Source organism: Sporomusa sp., from assembly GCF_035561255.1.
GTDB lineage: Bacteria > Bacillota > Negativicutes > Sporomusales > Sporomusaceae > Sporomusa.
In genome coordinates this window covers 1-14,548 of the sequence record NZ_DATMXX010000024.1, presented here as the reverse complement: position 1 = coordinate 14,548, position 14,548 = coordinate 1, and the positions used below count along the sequence as shown (strand labels likewise).

Here is a 14,548-nt window from a genome sequence, read left to right as displayed (position 1 = left end):
TATTATTAAAATGATATTAACACTAAGATAATATTAGGAGACAAAAGGTGATTGGTGGATGAGTGAGGTCAATAAGCAGGGGCTTACTGAAGCTGAATTTTTATCAAGCTATGATGCCAGTAAATATGATCGCCTGTCTGTTACCGTAGATATGCTAATTTTTACTGTAACCGAAGAAGAAAAAAAGAACTACCGGAAGTTACCGGAGAAATCACTGCGCTTATTGTTGATCCGGCGGGGCAGTCATCCGTATAAGAACCAGTGGGCTCTGCCTGGGGGGTTTGTGCACTTGCGGGAGAGCCTTGACGAAGCGGCAAGAAGGAAGTTGCAAGAAGAAACAAACATCGGTGAAATATATATGGAACAGCTATATACCTGGGGGGCTGTAGACCGCGATCCCCGTACAAGGGTTATCTGTGCCTCGTATATGGCCCTTGTTGATAATTCCAGCCTCAGAATTGAGGCTAGCCAGAATGTTGCCGATGCTGCCTGGTTTACTGTTTCCTGCAAGTTAGACGAGGAACAAAAAACAGTCACTGCTACAGGCTATATTTTGCAACAGGTATTTAAATTGAGGCTTTCTCATGAAGATCAGGAGCTTTCAGCCGCCATAAAAACAGTGAAAACCGTAGAGAATAAGGGAACAAGGGTCGAGCGGGACATTGTCGAATGCAGCGGGATTGCCTTTGACCATGCGAAAATCATTGAGTATGGCATCCAAAGACTGCGTAACAAAATTGAGTACACCGATATCGCTTTTAACCTAATGCCAGAACGGTTTACCTTAACTAAACTGCAGCAGGTTTATGAAATCATACTTGACACCGGGCTTTTAAAGGCAAACTTTAGACGGAAGATTGCGGATATGGTGGTTGAAACAGACGAGTATACCAGGGATGCCGGGCACCGGCCTTCCAAGTTGTTTAGGTTTAACCCCAAATGGATGAAGATTATCGAATGAGAGGAGAATGGGCATGGGGGACGTAGCCGGGGAAAGGATTAACTTAACACTGCTGACAGACTTTTACGAAATAACAATGGGGAACGGGTACTTTCAAAACAATTTACAAAATAAAATAGCCTATTTTGACATGTTCTTTCGCAAAGTTCCTGATGGCGGCGGTTTTGCCATAATGGCCGGGGTAGAACAACTGATCCAATACCTGAAGGGTCTGAGTTTTACTGATGCGGATATCGATTTTCTGAGAAGCAAGCAACTATTTAACGAGGAATTTTTACACTATCTTAGGAATTTCAGGTTTAGCTGCGACGTGTGGGCGGTGCCTGAGGGCACTCCTATCTTTCCCAATGAGCCGATAGTTACGGTCCGGGGGCCGATTATTGAAGCCCAATTGGTGGAAACCATGGTGCTGCTGACAATTAATCATCAAAGCCTGATTGCAACCAAGGCAAACCGTATTGTCCGCGCTGCCCGGGGCCGGGCGGTTGTTGAGTTTGGCTCAAGAAGGGCACAAGGGTATGACGGCGCCATTTTTGGCGCGCGGGCGGCTTTTATCGGGGGGTGCGTCGGCTCGGCCTGCACAATCGCTGAACGCGATTTTGGCATACCTGCTGTTGGTACTATGGCTCACAGCTGGGTTCAGACATTTAATAATGAAATAGATGCTTTTCGGGCTTATGCCCGGATATATCCTGATAACTGCCTGTTGCTGGTAGATACCTATAATGTGCTGAAATCTGGAATACCAAACGCAATCAAGGTATTTAATGAAGAGGTAGTAGCAAGAGGCTTCCGTCCCAAAGGTATACGTATTGATAGCGGCGACATCGCCTATCTGTCTAAAAAGTGCCGGAGAATGCTGGATAACGCTGGTTTTTCTGATTGCAAGATATTAGTCTCCAATTCACTGGATGAATACATAATCAGAGACATTCTGGTACAGGGAGCTAAAGTGGACTCGTTTGGTGTTGGGGAGCGGCTGATTACCTCGAAATCTGAACCTGTTTTCGGTGGTGTTTACAAGCTGGTTGCTGTTGAAGAGGCGGGCCAGATTGTTCCCAAAATCAAACTCAGTGAAAATGTTGAAAAAATAACGATCCCTGGTCACAAACAATTATGGCGGCTGTTTGAAAGTAACAGTGGGAAGGCAATCGCCGATGTGATAACCCTGGCTGATGAAAGCATCGATGAAACTTATGTAATATTTGATCCTGTACATACCTGGAAGAGAAAGACGGTAAGCGGTTTCTTTGCTAAAAAACTTTTGACGAAGATATTTGATAAAGGTAAGTGTGTGTATGAGAACCCTGATTTAAAAACCATTCAGGGCTATTGCCAGGAACAGGTTGGAACATTATGGGACGAGGTTTTGCGATTTGAGAATCCCCATAATTATTACGTGGATTTATCACAGGCGTTATGGGATGTCAGGGAGAAACTGCTGATGGAGTTTTCGGTTAAGTAACTTCAAGCTTGCTTGCAAGCAGTGATTCGCCGGCGATACAGCCTGCTGTATGACAAGGAGGTCGAGAGAAAATCTCTCGACCTCCTTGTATTCTCAGGCTTTACCATTCAGTACGGATGCTCAGATCTGCTTTTTGTTGGGCTTCGCCTATTTTGAATAACCGGTACAGAATATACAAAATGGCATACCAGACCGGGGCAACATATAAGGCCACCAGATTATCGTGGTCATACCCCATACCCAGAGTTACCGCCAGCATAAAGGCACCAACTACATAATTCGCATAGGGATAACAGGGCATCGGATATTTCAGATTGGCAATCTGTTCAGTTGTCAGGTTTTTCCGCCACTTGTACTGAATATACATGATTAGCGACCAGGTCCACATACAGCCTGTTGTTGTGATTGCGGACATATAATAAAACACATTGTCAGGCGAGATATAGTTTAAATAAACACCAATCAGACACACTGCACCGGAGAATAGAATACCATTTGCCGGTACCTGGGTTGACGACAGTTTGCCTAAAAAGGCGGGAGCCTCATTCCGGAGTGCCAGGCCATAGAGCATCCGTCCACAAACATAGATACAGCTGTTGAGGCAGGAGGCTGCCGAAGACAGAATGACCAGATTGATCAGTGAGGCTGAATAAGGAATCCCTGCTTTCTCAAAGATCATGACAAACGGGCTGACACCTTTGGGCAGGGTTTCATAAGGGAATATCGATAAGATCGCAACCATCGAGCCCACATAGAAAATCAGCACCCGCCAGAACACCTTATCAATGGCTGATTTGAGGGAACGCTCAGGATCAACAGCCTCGCCGGCCGTAATCCCGATAAGCTCAACGCCGGAATAAGCAAACACGACCATAACCAGGGCCATGGCAACACCGGTCCAGCCAAAAGGCATAAAGCCGCCATGGGTCCACAGGTTAGAAAAACCAATCGCCACACCACCGTTACCAATACCAAAGAGAATCATTGCAAAACCAACTACCAGCATGGCAATAATCGTAACAACCTTAATCAAAGCAAACCAGAACTCAAATTCACCATAGTATTTAACCGCAATCAGGTTAACGGCCATGATCACACCCAGACAGATGAGGGCCGGAATCCATTGCTCAAGGTCTGGTGCCCAATACTTCATGTACATACTCACGGCTGAGATCTCGCACATCGCCAAAACAACCCATTGGTACCAATAATTCCAGCCGGTAATAAATGAGACCAATGGCCCGCAGAAAACCCGGGCATAACCGGCAAAGGATGATGCTACCGGGTTTTCTACAGCAACCTCGCCCAGGGCCCGTAACACAAAATACATGACAATACCGCCAATCGCGTACGCCAGGGTGAGCGCCGGGCCTGCCAGCTTGCTTGCCTGGGCTGAACCCATAAACAGCGCAACACCGATAACACCGCCAATGGCAATCAACTGTATATGCCTGTCTTTGAGATCCTTTTTAAGGTTTTCCTTTTCCAGGTGGAGCGTGTTTTCCTTCATTATACTCGCCTCCTCTTATTTTTATATAAAGAAACGCCTGCCAACAACCTCGCGGTTGTCGACAAGCGTCTTTGCTTGCAACTATCTTGTTGTACTAGGCTTCGGTCGCCGCTCGCAGAATACTCTGCTCCAGCACTGTCAGCCCCCGGTCCAGTTGTTCATCAGTCACTACCAGCGGAATCAGCAGGCGGATTACATTACTGAAAATACCGGCACTGATTAACATGACCCCTTGCTCTAAACAGTATTTCACGACCTTAGCTGTAAGTTCTTTGGCTGGTTCTTTGGTTTTCCTGTCCTTAACCAACTCAATACCGATCATGGCCCCAAGACCCCGGACATCGCCAATGACCGAACATCGTTCCTGCAGGGTTTTCAGCCTGGCCATAATGGTGTGGCCAATGGCTTCAGCCCTGTTGCACAGCTTGTGATCCTCAATATATTTGATTGTCTCCAAACCTGCCACACAAGCCAGCGGGCTGCCGCCATAGGTGCCGCCAATGTTTCCTGCATCCGGTGCATCCATATACCCGGCTTTGCCTGTGACTGCACTTAAGGGAACACCGGCTGCGATGGATTTCGCTGTAGTCATGATGTCCGGCTCGACTCCCCAGTTTTCGACAGCAAACATTTTACCTGTACGGCCAAAACCGGTTTGCACCTCATCGGCCACAAACAAAATGCCCTTATTCTCGCAAATGGCCTTAAGCCCTGGTAAGAATTCCGGTGGCGGTACAATGAAGCCGCCTTCTCCCTGGACAGGCTCAATAATCATGGCGGCAATATGCTCGGCGTCAATCTCTGCTGTGAAAAAACGTTCGAAGTTTTCCAGGCAGTGCATGCCGCATTCCGGATAGGTAGAACAATAATGACAGCGGTAGCAATAAGCGGAAGGGACCTTATAAATCTCCGGGGCCAACGGGCCAAACCCGTATTTATAAGGCTTTACCTTACTGGTAAGGCTCATGGTCATAAAGGTGCGTCCGTGAAAAGCCGCTTCAAAAGCGATAATGCCTGTTCGCTTAGTTGCATGCCGGGCAATCTTTACGGCATTCTCGACAGCTTCAGCGCCGCTGTTGGCAAACATCGTTTTCCTGGTACCGGAACCAGGCATCAGCGAATTTAATTTTTCCGCTAACTCGACATAGGGTTCATACATGGCAATGGCAAAAAAGGAATGCAGTAACTTATCTGCCTGTTGTTTGATCGCATTGACCACCGGCTCAGGGCAGTGACCAACATTTAGAACCCCTACTCCAGCATAGAAGTCAAGAAATTCCCGGCCTTCTACATCGGTAATGACAACACCGCTGGCCTTTTCCACAAAAACACCGGTGGAATTAGCAATTCCCCGGGGAACTGCATTGTTTTTTCTTTGTATCAGTGCTGCTGACTTACCTTGCGTATTACCCATCGTAATGTGCCTCCCTGACTAATAATCAAAAAACGCTGAGTATATATCCTGTGTGATATACATTCAGCGCCTTTGCCAAATGAATGATTCAGCTTTTGTTTATAGTCAAATAGTATCAGATGCACGAAAGTGCGTCTATGTGAGCACATCACAAACTATAATAGCCGGCTTTGTGATATATTTACAGCTCACTGCCCAGTTGTTTGCCGACAATAACGCCTAACTGCAACGTTAGGCGATCATAGGGATCAGAAAGATTTCTCCCCGATATTTCCTCGATTTTTTTGAGCCTGTAATCCAAAGTATTACGATGGACAAACAGACGTTTCGCTGTTTTAACGGCATTGCAGTTTTCCTCAAAATACACAAACAAGCTATCTACCAGTTCCATGTGATGCTTAGCATCATAGTCCTGAAGCGGTTCAATGACCTCCTGGTGATAGGCTGTCAGTTTGTCAGACTCCATCTCAAATAGGAGCTTGTAGATGCCTAACTCTTCATAGACATGTATCTGTTTAGAGCGTGTTTGCTGCGCAGAAAAATGCAGGACCTTGTTAGCCTGAGTATAACTGCGTTTGGCATCAGGCAACCTTTCAAATCTGCCGCCTAAACCGGCAGTAACGGCTAACCCTGGTATTTTAGCAGCAAGCCTTGCCAATATCTCTGTCAAAAGCTCAATATTCCGGCATGAACCGGTAGCCTTATCCTCATAAGGCATAAGCAAGATAACATCATCAACCCGCAGCATGGACAGGATTTTCTGATTGCGTATTGTTAGCACATCACGGACAATTTGCTCAAAACGGATTTTGAGGGCCACCAGGTCCTTTTCTGCTTTGGCCTTTTGACCCTGGACAAATTCAAGTAAGCGGGCAGGGCTTATAATGGCTATCTGATGCGGTCTGGTTAAATCATAGCCGTAATAAGCCGCCCGCTGAATGATGACTTCCGGATCGGACGAGGGACGAAACAATAATTGCTCTAAAAAATCGTTGATTGACCGCTCCTCGGTTTGTTTCATAATAATATGCCTGCAGATGTCGCCGGTGACCTCGACCAGTTTTACCTCCCAGGGTAGCACAAAAACCGGGAAATTAGCCTGATCGGCCAGGCTAATAACCTCAGCTGGTACTTCTTTGATGTAGGGCCCCACATTAACAATAATCCCGGCCAGCTTTTTCTTGATAATGCCGTGCACAATCTCTTTTAGCCTATGCACCTCACCGTTTAAACCGATACCTGTGATAATCAGCAGCTCGCCTCCCTGCACCCAGGGAACTACGTCAGGCAAATCAATAAAATGCACCCAGCGTACCCGGCGTTCCAATCCGGCTTTCCCGGCAACAAGTGTGAGCTTCTTTAAAGACGGTAACGTACATATCTCCTGGCAGCTGATCACAACTGGCAGCCCCCTCCCGGTTTAAACCTGGCCTAACAGCTAAAATTTAAAAACAATCAGCTTCTCTTCAGTCATCTCTTTCACTGCATACTGCGGGCCCTCGCGGCCGATACCACTTTCCTTGATGCCGCCATAAGGCATGTTGTCGGTTCTGAAGGTGGCGCCATCATTGATGATAACCCCGCCTGTTTCAATCTTCATGGCACATAACCTGGCGATTTCCAAAGAATCGGTAAGCACACCGGCCTGTAGCCCATAGACAGAATCATTGACCATCGTAATGGCCTCCTCGATCGTATCATAGGGGATAATCGAAAAAACAGGGGCAAAAGCTTCCTGGCAGACAATACTCATATCAGCGCCAACATCGGTTAAGATAGTTGGTTCAAACCAGGCCCCGCGCCGTTTTCCGCCTGTCAGTACCCTGGCTCCCAGGGCAACTGCCCCATTAACCCACTCTTCCGTTCTCGCCGCTTCTTGCTCGCTGATCATGGGGCCGATGTCGGTGGCCGGATCAAGGGGATCACCCATAACGAGCTTTTGGGCATAGGCCACTGCCTTGTCACAAAATTCACTGTACACACGCCGCTGCACATAGACACGCTGACAGGAAATGCATACCTGGCCTGCATTGGCAAATGCATATTTGGCACATAACCCGGCAGCTGCTGTGATGTCGGTATCATGATGCACAATGTTGGCTGAGTTAGAGCCTAATTCGAGCGCTACCCGCCGGAATCCTGCATCTTTGAGTAAAATTTTTCCAACAGATGGACTGCCGGTAAAGCTGTAGAAGGCAATCCTTTCTTCTTCAGTCAATAGCTTTCCCAGCTTGGAGCCTGATCCTGTTACAAGATTCAGATACCCTGCAGGTAAGCCGGCTTCGGCAAAGATCTCGCATAATAATACTGCCGATAAGGGGGTCACTGTAGCCGGTTTGTACACGACTGTATTTCCTGCAGCTATCGCCGGGCCAATCTTATGACAGGCCAGGTTGAGCGGGAAGTTGAACGGGGTAATAGCACAAACAATCCCCACAGGCATCCGCAGCGTAAACGCCCAGCGATTTTCGCAGCCTGGCGCACCGGCCAGCGGCACCATCTCCCCGGTCATCCGTTTGGCCTCTTCGGCAGACAGGATGAGCGTCTGTTCGGCCCGGGCTACCTCGGCAGTAGCTTCCTTGATCGGTTTCCCTACCTCAAGAGATAGGAATTCTGCCATTTTCTTTTGGTTTTGTTTGAGCAGTTGACTGGCTTTCAGCAATATTTCATACCGGGCATACGGTTCAAGCTTTACTGTCTTAAAGGCTTTTTCAGCAGCATCAACCGCTTTTTTTACCTCGGCCTCCCCGGCGGCGGAAATACGGGCGATTTCTCGGCCAGTGGCTTTGTTGGTTACACTGATTTTTTCCTCGGTTACACTCCAGGCGCCATCAATAAATAAACCATAGTCTTGCATGTTTACCTCCCTATCCTGATTTGAAATTGGATTGACAATATACAATGAAGACTGGGATGTAATGCATATACACATTACGTTCCAGTCTTCATTGACTAAGAATTCCTGACAGGAATTGCTATGACAGTTTCAGAATAACAAACTTTCTATAGGCAGTCAATAAAAGCGTATTGTGATATATTCACAATTTATTTATTAAAATTTGTGCAGTAATCATAATAAGTGGCGGTAAAAAAGTACATTGCCAAGGGGTACAGGGTAAGCGCAAGGAGCGGTGGTTTGCATAAGAAAAGACACAACCATCGTCCCTTTGGCTTTACTGTGCAGTAATCATAATAAGTGACAGTAAAAAGTACATTGCCAAGGGGTATAGGATAAGAGCAGGAGCAGTGCTTTGTCATAAGAAAAGACACGACCACCGTCCCTGCGTCTTTATAATGTAACCTTGTCCTGGGGCGGGAAATGCTTTATAATAACTTCAGGTACTACATTGACTGCCGAATTGAATACTGTTTCCGGATGAAGTTTGCGGGAGAGCGGCTAATTATAGCCCGCCGAAGGAGTAATACTTTCAGGCACTCGATTTATCGGGTAGAACCGCACATGGACGGGACTCTGGAGAGACCCTGCAAAAGGGCGCCGAAGGGGAAACCCAGCAAAAAAAAAATTTGCTGATAAATCTCTCAGGCAAAAGGACAGAGATAAACAATGCACAGATAGTCTTTATTTGTGCTGCCTAGTGCGCTAATCAGGTAACGCTAGTGTTTATTTGCTTTCCAGAGTCAGATCTAATAGATTTGACTCTTTATTTTTTGTGCGAAAAGGACTCTGCGGTATTGGTTTGGATCAAGAGAATTAGATTTAATTGGGAGGGGAAGTTTATGATGCTTACAGCACCACATACATGGGGGAAATATTCTCCGGATAAAATATTTGCTGTTGTGGCTGAAGCGAATGAGGCTAGAAAGATATATGGCAATGATCAGGTGGTTAATGGTGCGCCGGGAACCTTTCTGGATGAAACCGAAACTATTTTTTGTTTACCCACAGTAGAAGAAATCTACCGGAACCTGCCAATGAATGAGGTCGTAGCTTACTCACCCTTGGAGGGGACACCTGACTACCTGGAGGCAGCCATCAGCCACGTATTCCGGGAATATCGTCCTGAAGGCCATATTAAAGCAGTCGCAACGCCAGGCGGTACCGGTGCTCTGCACAATATAGTAGCCAATTATTCCTCCAGTGGGGAAACTGTACTATCAAGCGAGTGGTGCTGGGGGCCTTATAAATCAATAACCGAAGACGCCCAAAGAAAGTTTGAGACGTTTTCGCTGTTTGATGGCGACAGGTTCAATGTTGGCGAACTGGAACAGAAGATCACAAAGCTGTTGCAAGGACAAGACCGGCTTGTTGTAATCCTAAATACCCCCTCACATAATCCCACCGGCTATAGTATGACTAGTAGCGAGTGGCAGGCCGTTCTGGATATCTCAGGCAGGCTGGCAACTGCCGGAAAGTCGATTATCCTGGCCATTGATGTGGCCTATCTTGATTATACGGAAGACCAGAAGATCAGCAGGGCATTTTTCCCTTTGCTGGCTAACCTGCCGGCAAATGTCCTGCCAATCATCTGCTTCAGCATGTCAAAAAGCTTCACCATGTACGGACAACGGGTAGGGGCGATGATTTGTGTATCCAGGAGCGCTGCGGTGGCTGAGGAGTTTTTCGAAACCAATCAGATTACAAGCAGGGCAAGTTGGTCAAGTGTTAACCGGGGAGCCTCCAAGATATTATCAGTGATCTACTCTAACCCTGAACTGGTAAAAAGAAGCGATAAAGAGCGACTTGAATCACTGCAGATTATCAAGGAACGGGCTGCTATATTCAGCTGCGAGGCCAAGGCCGTTCAGCTCAATATGCTGCCATACCGGTCCGGCTTCTTCCTTACAATTCCTTGCAGTAAGCCCCAGGCCGTATGTGAAGTGCTGAAAGAAAAAAATATATACCTTGTCCCTTTGGCCAAGGGTATTCGTGTATCGGTATGTGCTATCCCGACAATGAAGATGAGAGGAATTGCCGCCAGGATAAAAGCGGCGATAGATTTTGTGAGAGAATAGTATAACGGCAAAATAGCGAAAACTCCTGTTAAATTCTGCATGAATGAGATAGGAGTTTTATTATTTGGGGGGCAGAAAAACTGAGGGGTTGACTGAAATATATAAAAAATTCTACAATTATACATAATAGAGAAGGCCCGGTTATCGCCGTGCAAATATTAATAACCGGTTTATCCCAGCTGGCGCGTAAATAACTTTGCCAGAATGACTATAGGATAAGTCTATCTATGGTTATAGCGACTTGGTAAAATATTGATTAAAGTTTGGGGAGAAAATACACTAGGTAAAATGAATAGCGATTAAAAGCAAATAGTTCTTAAACAAAGGAGAAACCAATATGGCATTAACAGGGCTTGATATCTTCAAACAGCTCCCGAGAACCAACTGTAAAGACTGTGGTCTGTCAACTTGTCTTGCGTTTGCGATGGCACTGTCTAATGGCAGTACATCGTTAGACCTGTGTCCCCACGTTTCTGCAACAGCAAAAGAATTTTTAGACAGCGCGTTCGCTCCCGCTATGCGCTCGGTAACCGTTGGTGCCGGTCCCAACCAGATTACCCTGGGGGGCGAAACTGTACTCTTTCGTCATGATAAAACCTTTATCAATCAAACCGCTATTGTCATTAAGGTTTCTGATACCATGTCCAGTGCTGAGCTTAATGATAAAATCAGGACAATTAATGACTTAACTATGAAACGGATGGGCCAGCAAATCGGTGTCAATGCCATTGCTGTTACCAACGACTCTCAAACACCCGAGACCTTCAAAGCTGCTGTGGATACGGTTGCTGCCCAAGCCAAAAACCTTCACTTAGTACTCCTAACCGAGCAGGCTGACTCCCTTGAAGCCGCTTTGCCTGGTATTGCCGGCCAAAAACCACTGGTTGGCTCCGCAACTGCCGACAACTGGCAGGAGATAATCGCTTTGGCTAAGCGCTATGCTGTTCCGGTAATTGTTAAAGGCACAGGTTTGGAGGATACTGCCGTTTTAATCGAAAAAGTGTCCAGTGAATACAAAGAATTGGTCATTGATACCGGTATTCGGAATACCGCAACAGCATTGGTAGCATTGACCAGAATGCGCCGCCTGGCCCTCAGGAAAAAATTCCGTCCATTTGGTTTTCCCACAATTGCATTCACAACTGCGGAAGACCCTAATGAAGAAATCCTGCAAGCCGGGGTTTTTGTGGCTAAATACGCCAGCGTTGTTGTTTTGAAAGCTGATGAGAAGCCTTATGTGCTGCCCTTGTTGACCTGCCGGATGAACATCTATACCGATCCGCAGAAACCTATTGCCGTAGAGGCTAATCTATACGAAATCGGGGCTGTTACCCCTGAATCTCCAGTATATGTCTGCACTAATTTTTCTCTTACCTATTATGCGGTTGAGGGTGAGGTTATCGCCAGTAAAATTCCCGGATATATTATCGCTGTTGACACTGAAGGTACTTCGGTACTTACTGCCTGGGCATCAGGGCGATTTGACGCTCAAATCATTAGCGAGTTCGTCCGAAAATGCGGCATTGCGGAAAAGGTTACTCACAGATCGCTGGTCATTCCCGGTTATGTTGCTGTGATCAGCGGTAAACTACAAGAGAAATCCGGGTGGAATGTCATTGTCGGACCGCAGGAGGCTGTGGGTATACCGGCCTTTGCCAAAGCGTATTATCCGAGAAAAGCGTAGCACTGGCACAGCTTATGAGCTATTGTTCTCTAAAATGGAAGGGAGCCTTATCATGGATATAGATTTTATAAATGAAAAATATATTGGAAGCATTCACACCGTTACCCTTGGTGCGACCAAAAGACAGGGTGGCACTCGCACCAATACCGTTACCGTCGGGGGGGATGCTACACTGCCATTCCTCTTTTTCGAGGGCGAACAGCCTAATAAAGCGGTCGTGGCCATCGAAATATGGGATATCCCCCCAACAGAATGGAACCCCGTTTTACGGGATGTATATGCCGGTGTTTCCGGCAACCCTGCCGCCTGGGCCCAAAAAGCCGTGGATTTTGGTGCAGATCTGATTCTGTTACGACTTAAAGGTGCTGACCCTGAGCTGGGTAATAAAACGCCGGAACAGCTCGCTAATGTGGTAAAAGATGTGCTGGCAGCCGTAGGTGTACCGCTAATTGTAACCGGTTGTGGTATTGACGAGAAAGACAACGCGATTATGCCTGTGATTGCTGAAGCTGCCGCTGGTGAGAATCTATTATTGGGGCTTGCGAAACACGATAATTATAAATCCATTGCCGCTGCAGCCCTGGTTCACAACCATAAAGTTCTGACTCTTGGCACTGTTGATATCAATATGTGTAAACAGCTCCAGATTCTGATTACCGAATTAGGCCTACCTGCCGATAACATCTTAATGGACCCCGGGACATGCGCCCTGGGATATGGAATGGATTATACCTATTCGATTATGGAACGGGGCCGTCTGGACGCGCTGAACGGCGATGAACGACTAGCCATGCCGGTTGTTTGCAATGTTGGCCATGAAGCCTGGCGGGCTAAAGAAGCGATTGCGGCTGAAGAAGACTTCCCTGACTGGGGAAATCAGGCCAAACGGGCCATTTTATGGGAAGCGCTGACCGCAACCACCCTGCTTCAGGCTGGTGCTAATATTATGGTAATGCGCCATCCGGAGGCGATTCGCCTCTTCAAAAGAAACGTGGACGAGCTGTCAGCCTAACTCATGTACAAAAATCTACAGCACAAGCAGGCTGGTAGTATAGTGATTTTAGGGTTAGAAGAGTTAGATACCATCTCCATCTAAGCCTGAAAGCAGATAAGAGTTGCTATGACCTCTGAGGCCGGAAGCCTTCTTTTTCGGGGCTATGGTAATTAAGAGCACAGCTGCCAATATGACAAGCGCGGCAAAGGCATCATTCATAGTCAGGTGTTCATTGGCAAATGCCCAGCCTAGCAACACAGCAACAACAGGATTGACATAAGCATAAGTTGAAACAATTGCAGGCTCGGCTTTTTTCAATACCCAGATATAGGCGCTAAATCCAATAAGTGAGCCGATGAAGATTAAGTATGCCAAAGACCACAAAGAACGGGTTGATACATTAGCAATATGCAGTTGGCTTAATTCACCCAGTGAAATCCCAACAAGTAAGCAAAGAATACCGCCTGCTAAGTTTTGAATGGCGATCGACATGAGTGCAGAGCTGGGCAATTGAGCCTGGCGCGAATACACAGAACCTGCTGCCCAGAATAACGCAGCAAAGGTTAAGATGAGGTAACCTGAAAACTGCTCCGGGTGATAACTGGAGTTCTGTAACGAATTGTTGACCAGTAATATTTGGCCTAAAAAGCCTAGCAATAATCCAGCTATTACATAACCATTGGGTTTCGCACTTCCCTGCCATAGCCAGGCAAATAAGGTCATCCATAAGGGTACGGTAGCAACGATTAATGCTGCAATCCCGGAAGAAATGGTTTGTTCTGCCCAAACTACCAGGGAATTACCACCTAAAAGCATAAGTCCGCCAATGACTGTGGCATTGCGCCAATGGATTTTGTCGGGTTTCTTAGTGCCTTTTGCAGCTTCCCACAGATATAGCAGCAAGCCAGCTATGACAAACCGGATACCAGCCAACAAAAATGGCGGTAAGGTTTCAACTGCAAATTTCATTGCCAGATAGGTTCCGCCCCAGGCGAAATAGACTGCTAACAAAGCCAGGGCGATTGGATATGAAATACGATTTGGCGAATTCATGCTTTTCCCTCCATAGTTAAAAGGTGAGTTGCGTTGTTTCTTTCAATGTATTGAGAACAATAATGGTCTTGGTGGATATTGACTCTCCCCGAACTTTTTCTTTTAATAATAGGCTGAGAGATTCTGTATTGCGAGTCCGGATTTTGATCAGGTAACAATCATCACCAGCAACATTATGCACTTCCTGGACACCCGGGATATCCACTAAGCTGCCTTCAATATCCTTATCTCCTGATACTTTAATTAAGACAAAGGCAAGCATATCCAATCCTAATTCGTGGGGATTTAGCTTAGCCTCATAGCCTGTGATGATCCCCTTTTCCTCTAATTTGCGGATGCGGGATAAAGTAACCGAAGGAGCAAGTTTTACTTCACGAGCGATATCTGCATTAGATACTCGTGCATTTCTTTGTAGCAAACAAAGAATTTTTTTATCTATATTATCCAAAACTCTTCACCTCGAAATAATTATAATTCTATCAATGGTCTGTTG

Annotated in this window: 11 protein-coding genes and 2 riboswitches; of the genes, 5 read left to right on the top strand and 6 right to left on the bottom strand. The window is 46.5% G+C overall.

Translation table 11 applies throughout. The features are described from left to right. Positions 1–58: 58 nt before the first annotated feature. Together VN379_RS01230 and VN379_RS01225 are read left to right on the top strand one after the other, a co-directional pair. Positions 59–961 carry an NUDIX hydrolase gene (locus tag VN379_RS01230; protein WP_325529987.1) on the top strand — a complete coding sequence of 301 codons (903 nt, stop codon included), beginning with the start codon at positions 59–61 and terminating at the stop codon, positions 959–961. Between the two features lie 13 nt (positions 962–974). Next, positions 975–2,426 (top strand): nicotinate phosphoribosyltransferase, encoded by a 1,452-nt coding sequence (locus VN379_RS01225; protein ID WP_325529985.1) that lies wholly within the window; start codon positions 975–977, stop codon positions 2,424–2,426. A 100-nt stretch (positions 2,427–2,526) separates the two neighbouring features. Here the strand turns inward: VN379_RS01225 and VN379_RS01220 are convergent, their stop codons facing one another. The 4 genes from VN379_RS01220 to VN379_RS01205 form a co-directional block, all read right to left on the bottom strand. Next, positions 2,527–3,936 carry an amino acid permease gene (locus tag VN379_RS01220; protein WP_325529983.1) on the bottom strand — a complete coding sequence of 470 codons (1,410 nt, stop codon included), beginning with the start codon at positions 3,934–3,936 and terminating at the stop codon, positions 2,527–2,529. 94 nt (positions 3,937–4,030) lie between these two features. After that, positions 4,031–5,350, bottom strand: coding sequence for a 4-aminobutyrate--2-oxoglutarate transaminase (gene gabT, locus VN379_RS01215; RefSeq protein WP_325529981.1), 1,320 nt, complete (start codon positions 5,348–5,350; stop codon positions 4,031–4,033). 181 nt (positions 5,351–5,531) lie between these two features. After that, positions 5,532–6,749 (bottom strand): PucR family transcriptional regulator, encoded by a 1,218-nt coding sequence (locus VN379_RS01210; protein ID WP_325529979.1) that lies wholly within the window; start codon positions 6,747–6,749, stop codon positions 5,532–5,534. Between the two features lie 39 nt (positions 6,750–6,788). Further along, positions 6,789–8,207 (bottom strand): aldehyde dehydrogenase family protein, encoded by a 1,419-nt coding sequence (locus VN379_RS01205; RefSeq protein ID WP_325529977.1) that lies wholly within the window; start codon positions 8,205–8,207, stop codon positions 6,789–6,791. A gap of 519 nt (positions 8,208–8,726) precedes the next feature. Then, a riboswitch (glycine riboswitch) is annotated at positions 8,727–8,807 on the top strand. A 5-nt stretch (positions 8,808–8,812) separates the two neighbouring features. Next, positions 8,813–8,916, top strand: a riboswitch (glycine riboswitch). A gap of 172 nt (positions 8,917–9,088) precedes the next feature. Between VN379_RS01205 and VN379_RS01200 the strand changes: the two genes are divergently transcribed. From VN379_RS01200 to cdhD, 3 genes are all read left to right on the top strand, one after another. Then, positions 9,089–10,324 carry a pyridoxal phosphate-dependent aminotransferase gene (locus tag VN379_RS01200; RefSeq protein WP_325529975.1) on the top strand — a complete coding sequence of 412 codons (1,236 nt, stop codon included), beginning with the start codon at positions 9,089–9,091 and terminating at the stop codon, positions 10,322–10,324. Between the two features lie 337 nt (positions 10,325–10,661). Then, positions 10,662–12,008 (top strand): acetyl-CoA decarbonylase/synthase complex subunit gamma, encoded by a 1,347-nt coding sequence (acsC, locus tag VN379_RS01195; RefSeq protein ID WP_325529973.1) that lies wholly within the window; start codon positions 10,662–10,664, stop codon positions 12,006–12,008. 52 nt (positions 12,009–12,060) lie between these two features. Continuing rightward, positions 12,061–13,020, top strand: coding sequence for a CO dehydrogenase/acetyl-CoA synthase subunit delta (cdhD, locus tag VN379_RS01190; protein ID WP_325529971.1), 960 nt, complete (start codon positions 12,061–12,063; stop codon positions 13,018–13,020). 63 nt (positions 13,021–13,083) lie between these two features. Here the strand turns inward: cdhD and VN379_RS01185 are convergent, their stop codons facing one another. Both VN379_RS01185 and VN379_RS01180 read right to left on the bottom strand, forming a co-directional pair. Then, positions 13,084–14,055, bottom strand: coding sequence for an EamA family transporter (locus VN379_RS01185; RefSeq protein WP_325529969.1), 972 nt, complete (start codon positions 14,053–14,055; stop codon positions 13,084–13,086). A 16-nt stretch (positions 14,056–14,071) separates the two neighbouring features. Continuing rightward, positions 14,072–14,503, bottom strand: a complete 432-nt coding sequence (locus tag VN379_RS01180) for an Lrp/AsnC family transcriptional regulator (protein ID WP_325529967.1) — start codon at positions 14,501–14,503, stop codon at positions 14,072–14,074. Positions 14,504–14,548: the final 45 nt, after the last annotated feature.

Bases quoted from the DNA above. Each gene is read 5' to 3' on its own strand.
- VN379_RS01230 (WP_325529987.1), top strand. From the start codon at position 59: ATGAGTGAGGTCAATAAGCAGGGGCTTACTGAAGCTGAATTTTTATCA.
- VN379_RS01225 (WP_325529985.1), top strand. From the start codon at position 975: ATGGGGGACGTAGCCGGGGAAAGGATTAACTTAACACTGCTGACAGAC.
- VN379_RS01220 (WP_325529983.1), bottom strand. From the start codon at position 3,936: ATGAAGGAAAACACGCTCCACCTGGAAAAGGAAAACCTTAAAAAGGAT.
- gabT (WP_325529981.1), bottom strand. From the start codon at position 5,350: ATGGGTAATACGCAAGGTAAGTCAGCAGCACTGATACAAAGAAAAAAC.
- VN379_RS01205 (WP_325529977.1), bottom strand. From the start codon at position 8,207: ATGCAAGACTATGGTTTATTTATTGATGGCGCCTGGAGTGTAACCGAG.
- VN379_RS01200 (WP_325529975.1), top strand. From the start codon at position 9,089: ATGATGCTTACAGCACCACATACATGGGGGAAATATTCTCCGGATAAA.
- acsC (WP_325529973.1), top strand. From the start codon at position 10,662: ATGGCATTAACAGGGCTTGATATCTTCAAACAGCTCCCGAGAACCAAC.
- cdhD (WP_325529971.1), top strand. From the start codon at position 12,061: ATGGATATAGATTTTATAAATGAAAAATATATTGGAAGCATTCACACC.
- VN379_RS01185 (WP_325529969.1), bottom strand. From the start codon at position 14,055: ATGAATTCGCCAAATCGTATTTCATATCCAATCGCCCTGGCTTTGTTA.